The 20,942-nt window shown below is 64.5% G+C and carries 20 protein-coding genes; 16 read left to right on the top strand and 4 right to left on the bottom strand.

Features of this window, described 5'->3' with window-relative positions:
- Window positions 1-91: 91 nt before the first annotated feature.
- The 15 genes from AC4BCN_RS25245 to eutC all read left to right on the top strand — a co-directional run bounded on the left by AC4BCN_RS25245 (window position 92) and on the right by eutC (window position 16,207).
- Window positions 92-1,324 carry a metal-dependent hydrolase gene (locus AC4BCN_RS25245; protein WP_490492026.1) on the top strand — a complete coding sequence of 411 codons (1,233 nt, stop codon included), beginning with the start codon at window positions 92-94 and terminating at the stop codon, window positions 1,322-1,324.
- A 112-nt stretch (window positions 1,325-1,436) separates the two neighbouring features.
- On the top strand, window positions 1,437-3,188 hold the full coding sequence (locus AC4BCN_RS25240) for a cation:proton antiporter domain-containing protein (protein WP_490492025.1): 1,752 nt from the start codon (window positions 1,437-1,439) through the stop codon (window positions 3,186-3,188).
- An 80-nt stretch (window positions 3,189-3,268) separates the two neighbouring features.
- On the top strand, window positions 3,269-4,177 hold the full coding sequence (locus AC4BCN_RS25235) for an ion transporter (protein WP_070301274.1): 909 nt from the start codon (window positions 3,269-3,271) through the stop codon (window positions 4,175-4,177).
- Window positions 4,178-4,226: 49 nt separating this feature from the next.
- The gene (locus AC4BCN_RS25230; RefSeq protein WP_034746931.1) at window positions 4,227-5,207 is read left to right on the top strand and encodes a 3-oxoacyl-[acyl-carrier-protein] synthase III C-terminal domain-containing protein; all 981 of its coding nucleotides are present in this window, start codon (window positions 4,227-4,229) and stop codon (window positions 5,205-5,207) included.
- A 10-nt stretch (window positions 5,208-5,217) separates the two neighbouring features.
- Window positions 5,218-6,255, top strand: a complete 1,038-nt coding sequence (locus AC4BCN_RS25225) for an NAD-dependent epimerase/dehydratase family protein (protein ID WP_490492024.1) — start codon at window positions 5,218-5,220, stop codon at window positions 6,253-6,255.
- Window positions 6,248-7,078: an MBL fold metallo-hydrolase gene (locus tag AC4BCN_RS25220; protein ID WP_490492023.1), complete on the top strand. Its 831-nt coding sequence runs from the start codon at window positions 6,248-6,250 to the stop codon at window positions 7,076-7,078. Before AC4BCN_RS25225 ends, AC4BCN_RS25220 begins: the two co-directional genes overlap by 8 nt.
- On the top strand, window positions 7,075-8,379 hold the full coding sequence (locus AC4BCN_RS25215) for a F390 synthetase-related protein (RefSeq protein WP_490492022.1): 1,305 nt from the start codon (window positions 7,075-7,077) through the stop codon (window positions 8,377-8,379). Before AC4BCN_RS25220 ends, AC4BCN_RS25215 begins: the two co-directional genes overlap by 4 nt.
- 14 nt (window positions 8,380-8,393) lie before the next feature.
- Complete coding sequence (locus AC4BCN_RS25210) at window positions 8,394-9,017, top strand: phosphatase PAP2 family protein (protein WP_490492021.1); 624 nt, start codon at window positions 8,394-8,396, stop codon at window positions 9,015-9,017.
- Window positions 9,014-10,129 (top strand): sterol desaturase family protein, encoded by a 1,116-nt coding sequence (locus tag AC4BCN_RS25205; RefSeq protein WP_490492020.1) that lies wholly within the window; start codon window positions 9,014-9,016, stop codon window positions 10,127-10,129. The genes AC4BCN_RS25210 and AC4BCN_RS25205 overlap by 4 nt, the downstream gene beginning before the upstream one ends.
- Window positions 10,126-11,244 (top strand): fatty acid desaturase family protein, encoded by a 1,119-nt coding sequence (locus AC4BCN_RS25200; protein ID WP_490492019.1) that lies wholly within the window; start codon window positions 10,126-10,128, stop codon window positions 11,242-11,244. Before AC4BCN_RS25205 ends, AC4BCN_RS25200 begins: the two co-directional genes overlap by 4 nt.
- Window positions 11,245-11,311: 67 nt before the next feature.
- A complete protein-coding gene (locus AC4BCN_RS25195) occupies window positions 11,312-11,866 on the top strand; it encodes a GbsR/MarR family transcriptional regulator (RefSeq protein ID WP_034746943.1) in 555 nt (184 codons plus the stop codon).
- Window positions 11,863-12,504, top strand: a complete 642-nt coding sequence (locus AC4BCN_RS25190) for a DUF4166 domain-containing protein (protein ID WP_456150960.1) — start codon at window positions 11,863-11,865, stop codon at window positions 12,502-12,504. The genes AC4BCN_RS25195 and AC4BCN_RS25190 overlap by 4 nt, the downstream gene beginning before the upstream one ends.
- On the top strand, window positions 12,501-13,964 hold the full coding sequence (locus tag AC4BCN_RS25185) for a TIGR01777 family oxidoreductase (protein ID WP_490492018.1): 1,464 nt from the start codon (window positions 12,501-12,503) through the stop codon (window positions 13,962-13,964). The genes AC4BCN_RS25190 and AC4BCN_RS25185 overlap by 4 nt, the downstream gene beginning before the upstream one ends.
- A 74-nt stretch (window positions 13,965-14,038) precedes the next feature.
- Complete coding sequence (locus AC4BCN_RS25180; RefSeq protein WP_490492017.1) at window positions 14,039-15,427, top strand: ethanolamine ammonia-lyase subunit EutB; 1,389 nt, start codon at window positions 14,039-14,041, stop codon at window positions 15,425-15,427.
- Window positions 15,428-15,436: 9 nt separating this feature from the next.
- Entirely contained in the window at window positions 15,437-16,207 is a 771-nt protein-coding gene (gene eutC, locus AC4BCN_RS25175) for an ethanolamine ammonia-lyase subunit EutC (RefSeq protein WP_490492016.1), read from the top strand.
- Window positions 16,208-16,270: 63 nt separating this feature from the next.
- Here eutC and tsaD read toward each other — a convergent pair whose 3' ends face one another.
- Window positions 16,271-17,311: a tRNA (adenosine(37)-N6)-threonylcarbamoyltransferase complex transferase subunit TsaD gene (gene tsaD / locus AC4BCN_RS25170; RefSeq protein WP_490492015.1), complete on the bottom strand. Its 1,041-nt coding sequence runs from the start codon at window positions 17,309-17,311 to the stop codon at window positions 16,271-16,273.
- A 106-nt stretch (window positions 17,312-17,417) separates the two neighbouring features.
- A complete protein-coding gene (locus tag AC4BCN_RS25165; protein ID WP_338679656.1) occupies window positions 17,418-18,155 on the bottom strand; it encodes a PEP-CTERM sorting domain-containing protein in 738 nt (245 codons plus the stop codon).
- Window positions 18,156-18,421: 266 nt separating this feature from the next.
- Between AC4BCN_RS25165 and AC4BCN_RS25160 the strand changes: the two genes are divergently transcribed.
- Window positions 18,422-18,829: a nitrite reductase (NAD(P)H) small subunit gene (locus AC4BCN_RS25160; protein WP_338679655.1), complete on the top strand. Its 408-nt coding sequence runs from the start codon at window positions 18,422-18,424 to the stop codon at window positions 18,827-18,829.
- A gap of 131 nt (window positions 18,830-18,960) precedes the next feature.
- Here AC4BCN_RS25160 and AC4BCN_RS25155 read toward each other — a convergent pair whose 3' ends face one another.
- On the bottom strand, window positions 18,961-20,022 hold the full coding sequence (locus tag AC4BCN_RS25155) for a 3-deoxy-7-phosphoheptulonate synthase (protein WP_290603517.1): 1,062 nt from the start codon (window positions 20,020-20,022) through the stop codon (window positions 18,961-18,963).
- Window positions 20,023-20,165: 143 nt separating this feature from the next.
- A complete protein-coding gene (locus AC4BCN_RS25150; RefSeq protein ID WP_490492014.1) occupies window positions 20,166-20,843 on the bottom strand; it encodes a hypothetical protein in 678 nt (225 codons plus the stop codon).
- Window positions 20,844-20,942 lie beyond the last annotated feature (99 nt).

Here is a 20,942-nt window from a genome sequence, read left to right as displayed (position 1 = left end):
AACAAACCCAATGGCAGAATCCGGGGTCGTACCCTGAGGGTACGACCCCGGCCTTTGCTCTTGGGGTGGCCGCATCCTGTAAAATTGCCCGATGGATAATATTACGCATTCGGTCATCGGCCTCGGGGTCGGCGAACTGGTACACCGCAGCCTGCCGCCCGAGCCGCAGCTACCCGCACAGCGCACCCGGCGTGCGCTGTTTCTCTTTACAGCATGGTTTGCCAGCAACGCGCCCGACCTCGACCTGGTGCTGACCAAGTTGTTGCCGCGCCCCTTCGGCTACATGCTGCACCACCGTGGCCACACGCACACCTTGCTGCTGGCCTTGCCCCAGGCGCTGATCTTGCTGGCCTTGCTGTGGCTGCTATGGCCGGGCGCGCGCCGTCTGCTGAAGGAAAGCGTGCCCGCCCGCATCGGCCTGGCAGCTTGTCTGCTGCTGGGATTCTGCTTGCACATGAGCATGGATTTCCTCAATTCCTATGGTTTGCACCCGTTCTATCCGTTTGACAGCCGCTGGCTGTATGGCGACATGGTCTTCATTGTCGAACCGATGTTCTGGGTGCTGCTGGGCGTGCCACTGATCATGTCCTTGCGCTACGGCATCGTCAAAAGCGTGCTGCTGGCGGGGCTGGCGGCGGCCCTGTGTTTCTTTACCTATAAAACCTATCTGGCGCCCGCCTCGCTGGCCGTGCTGCTGGGGCTGGGCGTAATCCTGGCCGTGCTGCAGGGACGGGCCGGCGAACGGGGACGCGGTCCATTGCTGCTGGCTTTCGCGCTGGCCGCCACCTTCATCGGTACGCAGGGCGTGGCTTCCGCCCTCGGCCGTACGCGCATTGAGGCGGCCGTGCAGCGCCTGGACCCCGGCACGCGCGTGTGGGACGTGGCGATGACGGCATTCCCCAGCAATCCTCTGTGCTGGATCTATGTCTCGCTCGACAGCAAGACGGACGTGTACACCCTGCGGCGCGGCACCCTGAGCCTGTTGCCCGCATCGCTGGCGCCCGCCGCCTGCCCGGCCGGGCTGGCCGAGACGGGCAAGAAGGAGCAGCAACTGGCGCCCGGCATCGCCGTGTCCGCCCGTGCGGCGGGCAGCCTGGCCGCCTTGCGTGCCTTGCAGGAAGACAATTGCTATGTCGACGCCTGGTTCCGCTTTGCGCGCATGCCCAGGTTGAATGCGGACAAGCTGACGGACGTGCGTTTCAATCCTGGCATGCAGCCCAATTTCACGACCGTCGAATTGCAACAGTTCCGCAGCCGGCCATGCCCCGCCTATGTGCCGGGCTGGGACCGTCCCCGCGCGGACATGCTGGCGCCGCCGAAATAGAGAACGGCTGTGTTGCTTTTAGGCAAAAAATATCGCGGATGCGCCTGTTTTGCCACGACCCAGCATGCAATAATTGCCAATTCGGCATGGATATCATTAAGTTAGGATTATTTTGGAAGAGCAGCACGCCTTACCGTATTTGCGAGAAACCCTGCTGTTTCTCGCCCTGGCCGGGATTTTTATCCCGCTATTGCAACGCCTGAAGGTCAACCAGGTGCTGGGCTTCCTGGCCGTGGGCGCCCTGTTCGGCCCGTTCGGCTTCGGCCTGTGGGCCGGCGATTTTACGTGGCTGACGTATTTCTCGTTCGTGCGGGCCGAGCAGGTGAGCGGCCTGGCCGAGCTGGGCGTGATGTTCTTGATGTTCATGATCGGCCTGGAGCTGTCGACGGAACGGCTGTGGGCGCTGCGGCGCTGGGTGTTCGGCGCGGGCGTGGGGCAGGTGGCCGTCAGCGCCTGCCTGATCGGCGGCGTGGCCTACTACTTTGGCCTGTCGCTGGAAGCGTCCATCGTGCTGGGCCTGGTGCTGTCGCTGTCGTCGACGGCCGTCGTGATGCAGTTGCTGACCGATCAGCGCTCGCTGCAAACGCCGGCCGGACAGGCGGGTTTTTCCATCTTGATGTTCCAGGATTTGATGGTGGTGCCGCTGTTCATCCTGATCGACGTCTTCGCCAGCGGGCGCAGCGACGACCTGGCCTACCTGCTCAGCTTTGCGGCCGTGAAATCGGCGGGCGCCATCCTGCTCATCTATCTGCTGGGGCGCCGCGTGATCCGCCCGCTGTTCCAGTTTTTCGTCAAGAAGCACCAGCCCGACGTGTTCATGGCCCTGACCTTGCTCAGTACCCTGGGCATCGCCGGCCTGACGTATCTGGCGGGCCTGTCGATGGCGCTGGGCGCCTTGCTGGCCGGCCTGCTGCTGGCGGAAACGGAATTTCGCCACGAAGTGGAAGTGACGATCGAGCCCTTCAAGGGCTTGCTGATGGGGCTGTTCTTCATGTCGGTGGGCATGCAGATCGACGTGCGCGAAATCCTCAAGTCGCCCGTGCTGATTCCCTTGGCCGTGCTGAGCCTGTTTGCGCTGAAGACCCTCGTCCTCAGCGTGATTTTCCGCATCGGCGGCTTTCACTGGGGGCGCGCCGTGGAAACGGGCGTGCTGCTGGGGCAGGGCGGCGAATTCGCCTTCATCGTCGTCGCGTATGCACTTGGTACCAAACTGATCGGCCCTCAGGTGGCGCAGTTCGTCATGCTGGTGGTGGGCCTGAGCCTGTTCGCCACGCCGGCCTTGGCCAAGGCCGCGCGCGCGTTCGGCAACTGGTGGGAACAGCGCCACCACCATCAGCTGGCCGACCTGGCGCACGGCGCGCTGCCGCCGCAGGGCAGCACCGTCATCATCGCCGGTTTCGGCCGGGTGGGGCAATTGCTGGCCAAGGTGCTGACGGAGCAGGATATCGCGTATGTGGCGATTGAAAACGATGCGCGCCTGGTGACGACCCTGCATCCGCGCGGTTTCCCCGTGTATTTCGGCGATGCCTCGCGCGCGGAACTGTTGCAAAAAGTGAACGCGGACCGGGCCGCCGCCGTCGTGCTGACCATGGATCACGCAGCCTCCGTGCTGCATGCCGTGAAATCGATCCGCCGCGAATATCCGCTGCTGCCCGTGTATGCGCGGGCACGCGACGAGGCCCATGCCGTGGCCCTGATACAGGCGGGCGCCACCCTGGTCGTGCCCGAGGCGCTGGAATCGGCGCTGCAGCTGACGGCCACCGTGCTGCACACGGTGGGCCTGTCGGAAGCGCGCACGACGGACATCGTGCAGGCCGAGCGCGACCGGCGCAATGCCGTGCTGCTGGCGAAAAAGCTGTCGTAGTGCTGCCGTAGCGCAACAGTGCGTGTCGCCGTGCTTTGTCAATTATCTATACAATAATAGTATATGAGCACATCAACCACATGAAAGCCGCGACGAAAAGCGGAGCGGCGCCCCTGACGCCGCAGCAGCTGGCGGCGCAGGAAACGCAGCAAAAATTTGGCAAGCCCGAGCGGGGCTGGCGCGAGAAGGTGTACACCGTCATCTTCGAGGCGGAAACGCGCACGGGCCGCGCCTTCGATTTGCTGCTGATCGCCGCCATCCTGATCAGCGTGACGGTGGTCGTGCTCAGCAGTGTCGCCTCCGTGGCCGAGCGCTATGGCACCTGGCTGACGGCGCTCGAATGGTTTTTCACCATTTTATTCACCATCGAATACTTCGCCCGCCTGGCGTGCCTGCAGCATCCGGTGCGCTACGCCAAGAGTTTCTTTGGCGTTATCGACTTGCTGGCCATCGTGCCAACCTACATCGGCTTGCTGCTGCCGGGCGCGCACGTGCTGATCGACGTGCGCATTTTGCGCCTGCTGCGCATGTTCCGTATCCTCAAGCTCACGTCGTATGTGCATGAATACACGGTGCTGGGGCGGGCCTTGCTGGCCAGCCGGCGCAAGATCCTCATTTTCCTGTCATTCGTCATGATGGTGGTCTTTCTGCTGGGCACGGTGATGTACGTCGTGGAAGGGCCGGAAAACGGTTTCAGCAGTATCCCCACGTCGATATACTGGGCCATCAGCACCATGACCACGGTGGGTTTCGGCGATATCACGCCGAAGACCGACATCGGGCGCACCATCGCCTCGCTGATGATGTTGCTGGGCTGGGGCATCCTGGCAGTGCCTACCGGCATTATCAGCGCCGAGATGACGGTACAGCGCAGCTCCAAGCTGGTCACCACGCGTACCTGCCCCACGTGCCTGAAAGAAGGGCTCGACGACGATGCCAATTTCTGCAAGAACTGCGGAGTCGCATTGCCGCCGCTGGCCCGCGATTAGCGACTGAACCCTTCATCCACCGTATTTACTTTACTTTTTTAAGGCCAACATGATCCCAGTTCGCCTGATTGCGACGGGCAAAGCTGTGCCGTCGCACAGCGTTACCTCCGCCAGCCTGGACCTGAAACTGGGCCATCCGGCCGGCTACACCTTGCGCAAGAGCGGCGTGCTGTCGCGCTTTGTCGCCGCGCCCGATGAGTCGCAAAGCCAGCTGGGCGCCGCCGCCCTGCTCGATGCGCTGAAGAATGCCAGCCTGCGCCCGGCCGACATCGATCTTCTGATCTGCGCCTGCGGCGTGCCCGAGCAGGCATTGCCGAATACGGCCTGCTTCGTGGCCGAACACGCGGGTTTGCCGCCAGGCACGCAAAGCTTTGACGTCAACGCCAGCTGCCTCAGTTTCATGGCCGCCTTTCGCGTGGCCGCGTCCATGCTGGCCGGCGGCGCCTACCGGCGCATCGCCATCGTTTCGTCCGATCTTGCCTCGCGCGGGGTCGACTGGAGCGAGCCGGAAGCGTCGATGATCTTTGGCGATGGCGCCGCCGCCGTCATCGTCGAGCGGGGCGACGGCAGCGCGGGCATCCGCGCCTACAAGATGGGTACGTATCCGGAAGGGCGGCGCTACTGCGAAATCCGCGGCGGCGGCACCGAGCGCAATCCGCGCAACGGCTGCGAACCGGGCGACTACCTGTTCCGCATGGATGGCAAGGCCGTGTTCCGCCTGGCCGTCAAGGTGATGCCGGATTTCCTGGCGGAACTGATGCAGGAATCGGGCGCGGGACTGGACAAGGTCGACGTGGTCGTGCCGCACCAGGCCAGCCCGCTGGGCCTCGCGCATGCGGCGCGCATCCTCGACGTCCCCGATGCTAAAATCATCAAGATCTTTGAAACGCATGGCAACCAGGTGGCCGCGTCCTTGCCCACCGCCCTGCACGAGGCGGTGATGACGGGGCGGGCCGTGGCAGGCCAGCGTTTGCTGATGATGGGCACGGCCGCAGGCCTGACCATCGGCGGCATGATACTTGACCTGTGAAGGTGGTGTGATGAGGCGGATACTGGTCACGGGAGCGACGGGCGGGCTGGGGCGCAATGCCGTGCGCACCCTGCTGGCGCAGGGCGTGGAAGTGCGCGCCACGGGCCGCAACGCCGCCGTGGGCCGCGAACTCGAACGCATGGGCGCGCAATTCGTCGCGCTCGACCTGGCGCAGGCCACGCCGCGCCAGGTCGACGAACTGGTGCGCGGCATGGACACCGTCTGGCACTGCGCCGCGCTGTCGTCGCCCTGGGGCGCGGAACGCGACTTCATCGCCGCCAACGTCACGGCCACGGCCCAGCTGCTGCGCGCGGCCGCCAGCCTGCACGTGGCGCGCTTCGTGCACATCTCCACCCCGGCCATCTATTTCGACTACCGCAACCGCCACGAGGTGCCGGAATCCTTCCGCCCCGACGCCTTCGTCAACGCCTACGCGCGCAGCAAGGCGATGGCGGAAAAACTGGTGCAGGAGTGCGTCGACCGCCAGCGCGGCATGACGTGCGTGATCCTGCGCCCGCGCGCTATCTTCGGCCCGCACGACCAGGTCTTGATTCCGCGTCTGGCGAGGGTGCTGCAGGAGCGCGGCGGCAAGCTGCCGCTGCCCAATGGCGGCGCGGCCACCATCGACGTCACCTATGTGGACAACGTCGTGCATGCGATGTGGCTGGCCACCGTACACAAGACCATCGCTTCGGGCGCCGCCTTCAACATCACGAATGGCGAACCGGCGCGCTTGTGCGACATCTTGCGCACCCTGTTCTGCGACCATCTGCAGCAGCCGTTCGAGATCGTCAGCGTGCCTTACCGCGTGCTGGCGGCGGTCGCGCGCCTGATGCAGTTCGCCTCGCGCTTTACGCGCCGCGAGCCATCGCTGACGCCCTACAGCATCGGCGCGCTCAGTTTCGACATGACGCTCGATAACGCCAAGGCGCGCAAGGTGCTCGGCTACCGTCCCATCGTCAGCCTGCAGGACGGCATTGCCCGCACTGCGCAGTGGATGCGCCAGGAAGCGGCGGCGCACAAGGTGGGCAAGGAGCGCAATGGCTAGGATTACCGCGTTTCGCGTCGGCCATTGCACCCATCCTTCGTGCATGGTCCTGAAAGGCAGCGGGCTGGCCAGCCGCTGCTTCCCCTCGCGCGCCTACCTGATCGAGACGCGCGCGGGCCTGTACCTGTGGGACACCGGTTACGCCGAGCACTTCCGCGCCGCCACGTCGAAAGGCGTGTACCGCATGTATGCGTGGGTGACGCCGATTTTCTTCGACGAGAACGAGTCGCTGCAGGGCCAGCTGCGCGCGCATGGCGTCTCGCCCGGCGACATCCACACCCTGCTGCTGTCGCACTTCCACGCCGACCATATCGCCGGCATGCGCGACTTTCCCGGCGCGCGGCTGATGGCGTCCAAGACGGGCTGGGACGCCGTGCGCGGCCTGTCCGGCGTGGCCGCCGTGCGCCAGGCCTTCGTGCCCGAGCTGCTGCCGAACGATATCGCCGACCGCCTGGATTTCGTGGAAAGCGTGCCCGAAACGGCCCTGCCGGCGGCCCTGCTGCCATTCACGCACGGGCGCGACGTCAGCGGCACGGGCGAGATCTACATCGTTGACTTGCCCGGCCACGCCATCGGCCATCTGGGCGCCTTCGTGCTGCAGGACGGCGGCTGGACCCTGCTGGCGTCGGACGCGGCCTGGGTGCCGGAAAGCTTCCAGCAGCTGCGCGGACCGTCGGAACTGTCGTTCATCATCCAGCACAAGCGCGCGCCGTACTACGCCACCTTGAACCGGCTGCACCAGCTGCACCGCTCGGGCAATGCGCAGATCCGCATCACGCACGAAGATACGGTCGACTACATTGCTGTGGCGGGCCGCCCGTGAAGCGTATCGTCTGGCTGTTGCTGTCGTACTGGCGCACGCGCCGCCTGCGCTTTGCGGACCGCACGCAGCTGGCCGCCTACCAGCAGCGGCAGCTGGCCCGTTTTATCGACACGCTGTGTGCGCGCAGCCGCTACTTTGCCCCATACCGCAACTTGCCGCTGGCGCAGTGGCCGACGATGAATAAGGCGCTGATGCTCGAGCATTTCGATGCCATGAACACGCAAGGGGTGACTTTGGCGCAGGCGATGGACGCGGCCATGGCGGCCGAGCATAGCCGCGACTTCACGCCGGCTGTCGGCGACATCACGGTGGGCCTGTCGTCGGGCACTTCGTCGCGGCGCGCCGTGTTTACCGTCAGCCCCCGCGAAAAAGCCCAATGGGCGGGCGTGATGCTGGCCAAGGCGCTGCCCGACGGCCTGTTTTCCGGCGAAAGAGTCGCGCTGTTCCTGCGCGCGAACAGCAATCTGTACACGGCCGTGCGTTCGCCGTGGCTGACCTTTGCGTTTTACGATCTGTTCGAACCGTTCGACGCACTGTGCGCGCGGCTGGCGCAATACCGGCCATCCGTCATTGTCGCGCCGGCCCAGGTACTGCGCCAGCTGGCCCTGCGCGTCATCGACGGCAGCCTCGCGCTGGCGCCGAAAAAAGTCATCTCCGTGGCCGAAGTACTGGAAGCGCAGGACCGCGCACTGATCGTGCAGGCGTTTGGCGCCGTGCATGAAATCTACCAGGCCACCGAGGGTTTCCTTGCCAGCAGCTGCGAGCACGGCGTGCTGCACCTGAACGAAGAATACGTGCACATCGAACCGCAGTGGCTCGATGCTGAACAGCGGCGCTTCGTGCCCGTGATTACGGACTTTACGCGCATCACGCAACCCATCGTGCGCTACCGCCTGGACGACATCCTGATCGCGCGCGCCGCGCCATGCCCGTGCGGCCGCGCCACGCGCGCCATCGATGGCATCGAAGGGCGCTGCGACGATATGCTGCTCTTGCCATCCTTGCCATCGGAGAACGGCGGTGAACCCATCGCCGTGTTTGCCGACGTGCTGACGCGCGCGTTTGCGCAAGCCTTGCCGGCCGATGCCGATTACCGCCTGGTGCAAACGGGCGATAGCGCCTTGCAGCTGCATGCGGCGCTGGACGATGCGGGCCTGGCCGCCCTGCGCGCGCACCTGGCAACGGTGCTGCAGGGCCTGGGCGTAGCCACCGACGGCCTGGCCTGGACGATGAGCGGCGAACTGCCTTCCTTTGACCCCACCATGAAACGGCGCCGCATCCGGCGCCTTGCCACCGCATGAAATCTGTAGACACCATGACGCTGTATTCCCGCCTGCTGCACCTGCTGGCCGGCTGGGGCAGCGTCGGCCTCGTGTATTTTTCCAGCGACTTGCTGCAAGGGCAGGGGGTACTGCTGCCCGAAACGGCCATCGACCGCGCCATCCCCTACAGCGACTCTGCCATCTGGCTGTACCTGTCCTTCTTCATCCTGATCCCGTACACCTACCTGGCGGCCGATGCGGTCCGCGTGCGCTGGCTGGCGCGCGCCATGGCGCTTTCCGCCGTCCTGTGCGGCGTGGTCTTCCTTCTGTATCCGACCACGCTCGCCTACCCGCCCGTGGGCGAGGGCAATGCGTGGAGCACGCAGGCGCTGCGCATGCTGCAGGCGGCGGATTCCACGCAAAACTGCCTGCCGTCGCTGCACGGCGCCCTGACCCTGCTGTGCGTATGGGCCCTGTGCGACAAACGCCACCTGGTTCGTTCCGCGCTGGCCGTGGTGCTGGGCGTGGCTATCTGCTACGCCATCATCGCGCTGCGCCGGCACGTGAGCATCGACCTGGCCGCCGGCCTGTTTGTTGGCATCGCCGGCGGCATGCTGGCGAAAATGCAGGTATCCTTGGCTGCCCGCCGCGCCGTTTCCATCAACACCGCACCATGATGAATCCATTTGCCCTGTCGTTCCTGATCATGCTGGCCTTCGTGCTGGCCGAACTGCTGATACTCAAATGGGTACGCAAGACGCCCGTGCCGTGGAAGGACGTGATCTTCAATCTCAATTCCGGCCACATCCTGATGTGGGTGTTCCGCGGCGTGGAAGTGGCGGCCTTCGCCCTGCTGCTGCGCCATGCGAACCTGCACGTCGTTGACCAGTGGCCCGTGGTGGCGCAATGGATATTCGCGTTTTTTGCCTGGGACCTGTGCTTTTACTGGATGCACCGGCTGCACCACAAGATTCCTTTGCTGTGGGCCGTGCACGTCGTGCACCACCAGGGCGAGCATTTCAACCTGTCGCTGGGCGTGCGCAATTCCTGGTATTCGTCGCTGACGAATTTCCCCTTCATCGCCATCCTGGCCGTGCTGGGCGTGCCGCTGGAAATCTTCCTCGTCGTCTCGTCGCTGCATTACACGGTGCAGTTCTATAACCACAATGCGCTGGTGAACAAATCCGGCATCCTCGATCGTTTCATGGTCACGCCCTCGCACCACCGCGTGCACCACGGCACCGATAAACGCTACATCAACCGCAATTTCGGCGGCACCCTGCTGCTGTGGGACAGGCTGTTTGGCAGCTTCCAGCCCGAACTCGAGGGCGTGGAAATGCGCTATGGCGTGAAGGGCATGACACCCACGCACAACCCGCTGCTGGCCAGCAACGGCAAACTATTTACATGGCTGCGCGCGCGTTTCCCCCACTGGCAGTCGCGCGGCACCTTCCACGTGCCCGAGCTGTTCATCGGCATCGGCGGCGTGATCCTGTTTGGTCTCGTGATCTATTACGTCAACCACGAAGCGGTGCTGGCTGGCGCGCAGCAGGCGATCCTGTTCGCGCTGATCTTCGGCGGCACCCTGGCGCTGGGCGGCCTGTCCGACGCGCGCCGCTGGGGAGCCATCGCCTGGGTCGTCATCGCGCTGGTCATGCCGGCCCTGTACCTGGGCTGGTATGGCGCGCGCGACGTGTGGGGCATGGTCTTCCTGGCCGCGCTGCTGGCGCATGGCCTCGATGGCGCGCGCCGCCTGTGGTGGCCTGCGGCAGCGGGGACGCGCGCGTGACGCAGCCTGTACCTTCGCTGCCGCCCCTGCGCTTCCAGCCCGCCCGCGATTCCGCCTTCCGCCGCGAATTGCGCGCCCGCGCCGACGCCTACCTGGCGGATGAAGGAACGCACCGCTTCGGCGACGCGCGCCTGCATGCGAAAACCGTCTTCCTGGCCGCGCTGACGGTGGGCCTGTATGCGCTGGCGCTGAATGCCGGCAGTACCTGGCCGTTTGTTGCCAGCTATGTCGCTTGCCTGGTCGCGGCCATGGCGCTGGCCATGAATACCCTGCACGACGCGGCCCACAGCGCCGTCTTCCGCCGGGGATTCCTGAACCGCGTGCTGATACGCCTGGTGGGCTTGCCCGTGGGCGTGGACACGGATTTCTGGACCATCCGCCACGTGCACTTCCATCACACGTATGCGAACGTGGAAGGCTATGACCTCGACACGGAGCCGAACCCCTTCCTGCGCCAGACGCCGTACCAAATCTGGTCGCCCCAGTACCGCTATCAATACCTGTACTGGCCCGTGGTGGCGGCCCTGTCGCTGCCGTATCTGAACTGGTATGGCGACTGGCTGGACCGCTTCGGCAAGACGCCCGTGGCCGCGCATAGCCGCTTGCAGGGCTGGCGCGGCTGGTTGTCATTCCTCGGCTGGAAGCTGGGCCACGTGGCGCTGGTGCTGGCGCTGCCCATGTGGGTGCTGCAGCAGCATGGAATAGGTTGGGGCGTGGTGCTGGGCGCGTATTTCCTGGGCCAGATGATCGCCTCGTGCGCGCTGGTGGCGCTGATCCTCGGCACCCACTGGGCCGAAGTGGAATTCTTCCAGCCGGGCGCGGACGGCACCTTGCCGCACGACTGGTACCAGCACACGTTTTATACGGCCTGCGACTGGACGCCGAAACCGCGCGCGCTGCGCTGGCTAGGCTATTGGCTGGGCGGCTTGAACCTGCACCTCACGCATCACCTGTTCCCCACCTGGAACCACCGCCACTACCCGGCGCTGGCGCGCATTCTGGCCGAACTGGCGCCGCGCCACGGCCTCGTGTACCGCGAACTTGGTTATGGCCAGCTGCAAGAGTCGCAGCAGCAGTTCCTGCGCGCCATGGGCCAGCCGCCCACCCGCACCTGACGAATCGTGCTTGACTCGGTTTCCGTTCCGTCTTACATTTCTGTAACGACAGAAATAAGAGAAAATCATGGAACTGAGTCCGACCACGCAGAAGTACATTTTGCACTGGGGTGAAATGGGCACGCGCTGGGGCGTCAACCGCACGGTGGCGCAAATCCACGCGCTGCTGTTCCTGGCGAATGAACCGCTGACGGCGGAAGACATCGCGGCCAGCCTGAACGTGGCCAGGTCCAACGTCAGCAACAGCCTGAAGGAATTGCAAAGCTGGGGCCTGGCGCGCAGTACGCACGTGATGGGGGACCGGCGCGACCATTTCGTCGCCCTGCAGGATGTGTGGGAAATCTTCCGCGTCATCATGGAAGAGCGCAAGCGGCGCGAGATCGATCCCACCCTGACGGTGCTGCGCGAATGCGCGATCGAGGGCGAGCACGATGCGGCCATTCCACCGGCCACGCTCGAGCGCATGGGCGAAGTGCTGGCGTTTCTGGAAATGCTCAGCAGCACCTATAGCGATTACAAAAACTTGCCGCCGGCAACCCTGCAGCGCATGCTGTCGATGGGCGGCAAGGTGGCCAAGTTCCTCAGCCCGGAAGACAAACCTGGCAAGCGCGCAAAATCATGAACGGCCCTTCGGAAGGAGAACTGTTCAAGAAAGTGATGGGCGCGCAGTGGCTCACGCTGCACCCCGATATCCGCCGCCGCTTCGAGAAAAATCCCGCACCGGGCCAGCCCCTGTATTACCGGGGCGAGCTCAGTGAACTCAGCAGCTCGCGCCTGGGAAAATTCCTCGGCTGGCTCACGCGCCCCTTCATCGACGGCGCCCTGATTCCGCATGACGATCACGATTTTCCCGTCGATATCGAAGTCTATTCGCGCCCCGGCTGCCCGTTCATTTTCAAGCAGCGCACCTACCGCCTGCATGGCCGCGCGCCGATCCGCTTCACCTCCTACATGGCGGAAAGCGCAAAGGGCGAAGTGCTCGAATACGTGGGCATGGGCCTGGGCATGAAGCTGGTGCTGCACGTCGAAGACGGCAACCTGCACTTCACCAGCGACGGCTATTTTTGGGATCTTTTCGGCTGGCGCATGCCGCTGCCCGGCGTGCTCACGCCCGGAAAAACCTTTCTGTGCCACCGCAATGAAACGCCGCAGCAGTTCAACATCCGCATCGAAATTCGCCACGCGCTGTTCGGCACCACGTTCACGCAGGCGGGCGTGTTCCGCGAGTCCGCCGCACCGGAAATGAAGGAGACACCATGAATACGCATCTGCTGGCCCTGCAACTGATGGCGGCGCAAGGCTGCCTGGGCGCCTTCGACACCATCTACCACCATGAAATCACGGAGGCGCTGCCGCAAAAGGCGTCCGCGCGACTTGAATTGACGATCCATGCGACGCGCGCCCTGATCTACAGCCTGCTGTTCGTGGGCCTGGCCGCGTGGGAGTGGCATGGTGCCTGGGCCTGGGTGCTGGTCATCGTGTTTGGCGTGGAAATCGTGCTGACCTTGTGGGACTTCGTCGTGGAGGACCAGACGCGCCTCTTGCCCGCCACGGAGCGGGTCACGCACACGGTGCTGGCGATTAACGCGGGCGCCTTCATCGCCCTGCTGGCCCTGAACAGCAGCGAATGGGCGAGCTTGCCGACGGCCCTCGTGTGGCAGCCGTATGGCTGGCTCAGCGTCTTCCTCGCCCTGTGCGGCGTGGGCGTGGGCTTGTCCGGCCTGCGTGACGCGTATGCCGTGTGGCAGCTGGGACGGCGCAAGGTGCAAGAGACAGCAGAGCAAGAGGAACCGCTGCGCTTTGCCGCCACGCCGCAATCCGTGCTGGTAACGGGCGCCACGGGTTTCATCGGCCAGCAACTGGTTGCCGCCTTGCTGGCCGATGGCCATGCCGTGACGGTGCTGACGCGCCAGCCGAAGCAGGCCGCGTGGACCTTTGATGGCCAGGTGCGCTGCATCCAGTCGTTCGACGAATTGGCGGATGCGCAGCGTATCGACATGGTCGTCAACCTGGCCGGCGCGCGCATCGTCGGGCGGCGCTGGACGGATGCGCGCAAGGCGGCCTTGCGCCGCAGCAGAGTCGCGCTGACGCAGGAGCTGGTGGCGTGGATCGCCCGCGCGCAGCACAAGCCACGGGTGCTGCTGTCGGCGTCTGCCATCGGCTACTACGGTGTGCAGCCGCAGGGCGACGACACGGAATTGACGGAGGAGAGCGCGCCGCAAGCCATCTTCATGTCGCAGCTATGCCAGGAGTGGGAAGCGGCCGCGCGCCAGGCGGAGAAATTTGGCGTGCAGGTGGGCTGCATGCGCTTTGGCCTCGTCTTCGGTCACCAGGGTTCGCTGCCGCAAATGCTGCTGCCGATCCGCTTCGGCGTGGGCGGCCCGCTGGGCAGCGGCAAGCAATGGGTCACGTGGGTGCATGTGCGCGACGTGATCCGCGGCATCGCCCATCTGGCGCGCCGCAGCGAAGAACAGGCGGTGAGCGGCGCATACAACTTCTGCGCGCCGGAAGCCATAGCGCAGCGCCGCTTCGCCCAGGTGGCGGGCGCCGTGCTGCACCGCCCCAGCTTCATGCCCACGCCGGCCTTCGTCATGCAAGCCTTGCTGGGCGAGCAAGCCGATTTGCTGGTCGAAGGCCAGCGGGTCGCGCCGCGCCGCTTGCTGGCCGACGGCTTTGCCTTCCGCTATCCGCAGCTGGAAGGGGCGCTGCGCAGCCTGTAGCCGCCGTTCTGAGCGTAGAATGGGGCATGCTGAGGAGACAGCCCCGCGGGGAATGGGGCCATCAGGAACCGACCATGCCCCGCTTCAGCCATACGATAGACAGCCACACCTATGCGTTCGCCAGCCTGAAGGAGCTGCTGGCCAAGGCCACGCCGCTGCGTTCGGGCGACGTGCTGGCCGGCGTAGCGGCCGCCAGCGCGCGGGAGCGGGTGGCGGCGCAGCTGGCGCTGGCCGACGTGCCGCTATCGCTATTCCTCAGCGAGGCGCTGGTGCCGTACGAGGAGGACGAGGTCACTCGCCTGATCATCGATAGTCATGACCGCTCCGCGTTTGCCTCCATTGCGCACCTGTGCGTGGGCGACTTTCGCGACTGGCTGCTCGATGACGCGACGGATACGCAAACGCTGTCGCAAGTGGCCGCCGGCATCACGCCGGAAATGGCGGCCGCCGTCTCGAAAATCATGCGCCTGCAGGACCTGGTGCTGGTGGCGCGCAAGTGCCGGGTCGTCACGGCCTTTCGCAATACCCTGGGACTGGAAAACCGCTTGTCCACGCGGCTGCAGCCGAACCACCCGACGGACGACGCCACGGGGATTGCCGCCTCCATTCTCGATGGCCTATTGCTGGGCAGCGGCGACGCCGTGATCGGCATCAATCCCGCCACTGACAATGTGGCGCAGGTGGTCTCGCTGCTGCACCTGCTCGACGCCGTCATCGACCAATATCGGATTCCCACGCAGTCGTGCGTGCTCACGCACATTACCAATACCATCGAGGCGATCCGCCGCGGCGCGCCCGTCGACCTGGTGTTCCAGTCGGTGGCGGGCACGCAGGTGGCCAACCGCAGCTTCGGCATCGACCTGGCGCTGCTGGCCGAGGGCCGGGCGGCGGCCCTGTCGCTGGGGCGCGGCACGGTGGGCAACAACGTCATGTATTTCGAGACGGGGCAGGGCAGCGCGCTGTCGGCCGGCGCCCATTACGGCATGGATCAGCAGACGTGCGAAGCGCGCGCATATGCGGTGGCGCGCGCGTATCAGCCGCTGCTGGTCAATTCCGTCGTGGGCTTCATCGGCCCCGAATACCTGTACGACGGCAAGCAGATCATGCGCGCGGGGCTGGAAGACCATTTCTGCGCCAAGCTGCTTGGGCTGCCCATGGGCTGCGACGTGTGCTACACCAACCATGCGGAAGCGGACCAGGACGACATGGACGCCTTGCTGACCATGCTGGGCGTGGCCGGCTGCAATTTCATCATGGGCGTGCCGGGCGCGGACGACATCATGCTCGGCTACCAGAGCACCTCGTTCCACGACGCCCTGTATGCGCGCCGGGTGCTGGGCTTGCGCCCTGCGCCGGAATTCGCGGCCTGGCTGGCGCGCATGCAGATCACGGATGGGCAGGGCCGTTTGAACACGGCGCTGGCGCCGGCCTTCCAGGCGGCCCTGCTGCGCCTGGACGATTAGGGAGCACGCATGGATGAAAACTATCCTTGGCAAGCGCTGCGCGCGCATACGGCCGCCCGCATCGCGTTGGGACGCCGTGGCGTGAGCGTGCCGACCAAGGCGCAGCTGGCGTTCCAGCTGGCCCACGCGCAGGCGCGCGACGCCGTGCATCTGGCGCTCGATGACGAGGGCCTGGCGCGCGTTCTCGCCGCGCAGGGGCAAGATTGCGTGCAGCTGCACAGCGCCGCCGCCACGCGCGCCGACTACCTGCAACGCCCCGACCTGGGACGCCGGCTCGACGACGCTTCACGGGCGCGGCTGGCCGCCGCTGCCACGGGAGTCGACCTGGCCTTGGTGGCGGCTGATGGCCTGTCGGCGCTGGCCGTGCAGCGTCACGCGGCGCCGTTCCTGGCCGCCCTGCGCGAACGGCTGGCGCTGGAAGCGTGGACGCTGTCGCCGCTGCACATTGTGGCGCAGGGACGGGTGGCCGTTGGCGACGAGGTGGGGCAGCTGTTGCAAGCGAAGGCCGTGCTGGTGCTGATCGGCGAGCGGCCGGGCTTGAGTTCCCCGGACAGCCTGGGCCTGTACCTGACGTGGGCACCTGCAGTGGGCTTGCTCGACGAGCGCCGCAACTGCATTTCGAACGTGCGCCCCGAGGGGCTGGCGTATGCGCAGGCGGCGTACCGGCTGCACTACCTGCTGTCGCAGGCGTTTACAAGGCAGCTGTCGGGCGTGGAATTGAAGGATGAAACGGTGGAAGAAGGGCGCGGCCCTGCGGGGCGGAACTTCCTGCTGAAGTGATAGACTCCGTGGAAGAGGCGACGAACGGCCCTGGACGGGCGCGACGCAACTGTCCTCTAAGGATCAGACTTCCCGGATCTCGTCCAGCGGCCAGCGCGGGCGCACGTTGAACGAGTAATCGTGCTTGGCGGCGTCGGGGTTGATCTGCAGGCGCATGGCGCCGGCAAAGGCGATCATGGCGCCGTTGTCGGTACAGAATTCCAGCTCCGGGTAATACACTTTGAAGCGCTTCTTGGCGGCAGCCGCGTTGAGCGAGGCGCGCAGTTGCGCGTTGGCGCCCACGCCGCCGGCGATCACCAGGCGTTTCAAGCCCGTGTGCTTGAGGGCCGATACGCATTTGGCCGTCAGCACGTCGACGATGGCGTCCACGAAGCCGCGCGCGATGTTCGCCTTGTCCTGTTCGCAGATATTCGCGATGACTTTTTCTTCGTGGTTTTTCACCACCGTCAGCACGGCCGTCTTCAGGCCGGAAAAACTGAAGTTGAAATCCTTCGAATGCAGCATCGGGCGTGGCAGTTTATACGCGAGCGGGTCGCCGAATTCGGCCAGGCGGGAAATGGCGGGGCCGCCCGGATAACCGAGTCCCAGCAGCTTGGCCGACTTGTCGAACGCTTCGCCTGCAGCATCGTCCAGCGTTTCGCCCAGCATCGTGTACTGGCCCACGCCATCGACGCGCATCAGCTGCGTATGGCCGCCCGACACCAGCAGGGCAATGAAGGGGAATTCCGGCGGTTCGGACGCCAGCAAGGGCGACAGCAGATGGCCTTCCAGGTGGTGGATGCCCAGCACCGGCTTGTTGATGGCCAGGCCCAGGCTGCAGGCAACGGAGGAGCCGACCAGCAGCGCGCCGGCCAGGCCAGGACCTTGCGTGTAGGCGATGGCGTCGATCTCGGGCAGGGCGATGCCGGCCCTGGTCAGGGTTTCTTCGAGCAGCGGGATGGCGCGGCGGATATGGTCGCGCGACGCCAGTTCCGGCACCACGCCGCCATATTGCTCGTGCATGGCGACTTGCGAATAGAGGGCGTGCGACAGCAGGCCGCGTTGCGTGTCGTACAAGGCCAGGCCGGTTTCGTCACAGGAGGATTCGACGCCAAGAACAATCATGAAGGTGCTAAATAGGGAGGAGTAATCCGCCATTGTAAAGGAAAGCCGGGCAGCAGGCTCCAGGGTGCAAGCGCCGCGTGGCATTTGCACCCATGCTCAAGCGTGATCAGGCAGCGCGCGCGCGTTGACGGCGGCTGACGACCCATGGCAGCAGCAGGCCGCCCAACAGCATCATCCAGGTCGACGGTTCTGGTACCGGCAGAGCGGTGGTATGGATAGTCAGGAAGGAATTTTCGGCGCCCAGCCAGCCACTCGATGATATTTTCCGTTCGTCGCCAAACTCATTGTAGTAGTAGCCATAGCCCAATTGGAGGAACAGGTTGCCTTCGAGGCTAAGGCTGACAGTATCAGGCAGATCCAGCAGGCCGGTATTAAAGCTGAGCAGGCCGCTTCCATTGATATTTTCCTCCTTCGCTCCCACGAGACTGAGCTGCTTGCCATCTGTGCCGCGCACAGACAGATAGGCCGTGGCGACGCTGGTGGCATGGCCAGGTTGTCCGCTGTAACCTGGCGGCGCCTCGCTGTCCTGCAATAGACCGGACAGTTGCGATGAATAGGAGAAGCCGGTGATCTTGTAGCCAGGCTTTGCCGTCAGTTGGAATGATTGCGTGCCTAGGAGGGGAACCGAGTTGTACTTGTTCAAGCCCGCGCCGAAATCCAGGGTAGCCGCTCCCGGTGTGCTGGAAACGAGCGTGGGACTTGCAGGTTTGTCGAACCAGTATTGAACTTCCGCCGGATAGTTGATGGTGATGGAGCCGAGATCGGCGGGAGGAGCCGCATGCGCGCCAGGCATCATCAGGAAGGCGGCGAAACCGATTGCGGCAAGTCGTGTGGAAGGATGCATATAAACCTCTTTGTTGGAGAAGTGGGAAGTTTTCAGTGAAAGTATTAAAAATGCATGCTAATAATACATGTAATTATCAAAATAACACTGGAATAGTCTTTCGTTTTTGGCATTGCATTTATTTCCATGCACCGCCGCCGACTATTTTTGCGCACTGATGGTGCATGCTGGTCTTGGGTAGCGGAATATCGCCTTGGAGTTTGCCCCTCCGGCACTGGCACCGCTCTTGCTTATGCAAGCGTGTACCTTTCTCGAGGGAGCTTGCGATGTCGGAACAATGGAAAATGATTTGCCGCCTGAAGGACATGCCGCTGGCGGGCGCGCGCATGGTGCAGCGGGGCCTGGCGTGGCAGGATTTACCGGGCGTGGCGCTGTTTCGCGCAGCTGACGATACGGTGTACGCGCTGCTCGACACGGTGCCTTGCCTGGGCGGCCCGCTCGCGCAGGGAGTGCTGATGGAGAAAAACCTGATGGGGCCGAAGAACAGCTGGATCATCGAGCTCGATTCGGGCCGCCTGGTGGCGCCCGTGCAGGGCTTGGCGCGTATGTACGCCGTGCGCATCCTGGACGGACGCATCTACCTGGACATGAATGAATTGAATATCCCGGCCAGCAAGGCGGAACAGGCGCTGGCGGGATCGTTTGCCGTGCTGCCGCATGTGCAGATGGCGTGATATGTCTCGTGGTGGTGTCGGCTTACGCGCTGTGCGCTAAGCCGACCTACGCATTGAAGCGGCCGGCCGGGTAGGTCGGATTAGCGCGCAAGCGCGTAATCCGACAATACTGTTGGCAGTAACTACGATAGTTACGCAGGGCGGTTCAGCAGGTGCGCATGCGCATCGCGCAGCATGGTCGCCGTCGTGTCCCAGTCGATGCAGCCGTCGGTGACGGAGCAGCCGTAGGTCAGTTGCGACAGGTCTTGCGGGATCTTCTGGTTGCCGCCAACGATGTTCGATTCGATCATCACACCCACCAGCGAGCGGTTGCCCTGGCGGATCTGGTTGATCACGTCGCCCATCACCAGCGGTTGCAGCTCCGGCTTTTTGTAGCTGTTCGCATGCGAGCAATCGACCACCAGGTTGGCCGGCAGCTTGGCCTTGGCCAGCGCCTGTTCGGCGATGGCGATCGACACCGAATCGTAGTTCGGACGGCCGTCGCCGCCGCGCAGCACGACGTGGCCATACGCGTTGCCGCGCGTGCGCACGATGGCGACGTTGCCTTCGCCATTGATGCCCAGGAAGGAGTGCGGATGCGCCGACGACAAGATCGCGTTTACCGCGATGCTGATGTCGCCATCGGTGCCGTTCTTGAAGCCGACTGGCGTCGACAGGCCCGACGACATTTCGCGGTGCGTCTGCGATTCCGTCGTGCGCGCGCCGATGGCGGTCCAGGCGATCAGGTCGCCCAGGTATTGCGGCGAGATCGGGTCCAGCGCTTCGGTGGCGGTGGGCAGGCCCAGTTCGCATACGTCGAGCAGGAACTGGCGCGCCTTTTCCATGCCTTCATTGACCTTGAACGAGTCGTCCATGTACGGGTCGTTGATATAGCCTTTCCAGCCCGTGGTGGTACGCGGTTTTTCGAAATACACGCGCATCACCAGCAGCATCGTGTCCTTGACTTCCTCTTGCAGCGCTTTCAGGCGGCGCGCGTAATCGAGGCCGGCGACGGGGTCGTGGATCGAGCATGGGCCGACGACGACGAACAGGCGCTGGTCCTTGCGGTCGATGATGTTGCGCAGCGCTTCGCGGCCGCGGCTGACGGTGTCGAAGGCGCTCTCCGACAGGGGCAGCTTGGCGTGCAGTTCGGCCGGTGTCGGCATGGGCGCGAAAGAGGTGACGTTGATATTTTCGATGTCTGGCGTATTCATGATTCTGGCTCGGCTTTCGCGATTGCGTTCTTTAAGAGGCAATAGTGTAGCGGAAATGCGGCCTGGCGGCGGGGATGGGGGCAAAACGGCAATGCTTCAGTTGTTTTTATGGCAGGGCCGGCACGCTGCCGGCCCCTGTGCGTTCAATGGCCGCCGGCCAGGCTGGCGCCAACGCTGTAGCGGGCGATGCGCTGGTAGTTGCCGGCCAGCTCGGGCGGCCGGGGCAGGCCGGGATGGCGCTTCACATGCTCGAGGATGGCGCTTTCGTGCTGGCGTATCTGCGCGTCGAGGCAGGCGATCTGCTGGCGCAACAGGGCGTGCAGCGCATGCTGGCCAGCCTGCAGATGCACATTCAGGCGCGCCGATTCCTGCTGGCGCACGCCTTCGATGGCGTGCAGGCGGCGCAGCCATAGCCGCAGTTCCACGTAGGCGGGCGAGGGCGGCGTCCAGCGCGCGGGACGCCTGTGCGCACAGTAGTTGGCCAGCACCACGGCGCTGTGCGCCGCGTCATCGGGCAAGCCCTGGCCGCGCAGATAGTCGTCCAGTTGCGCGGGCTGCGCATCGCAAACCACCATGCCCATGTCGGCCAGCATGCGGGCGGGTGCCTCGCTGTATGGCATATCGAGGCGCATGCAGACGCGCAAGCCGATGACGGGAACGTCGTTCCTTTGCAGCCAGCTGCGCAGCCAGCGGTAGCCGGCCACGTCGTTTTCCAGCACTTTGCACAGCACTTCGTTACCCGAGAGCAGCACGGCTTTCAGCAGCAGCTTGCTCGTTTCGATGCCGACGAAGGCCGTTTCCCGTCTGATCGCGTGTTCCATGATGAGTCCCCCTGTGCAGTCTTATACGCAGCGGTGGCGCGTTTGGATGCAGCCGCGATGCGGATTCATTCAAAAAAGAGCTTGAAAGACTGTTGCATC

The sequence above is a fragment of the Janthinobacterium sp. Bl 1 genome (genome assembly GCF_058215535.1).
The sequence above is the reverse complement of the archived record's forward strand: the minus strand, read 5'-3'. Positions and strand labels throughout refer to the sequence as shown.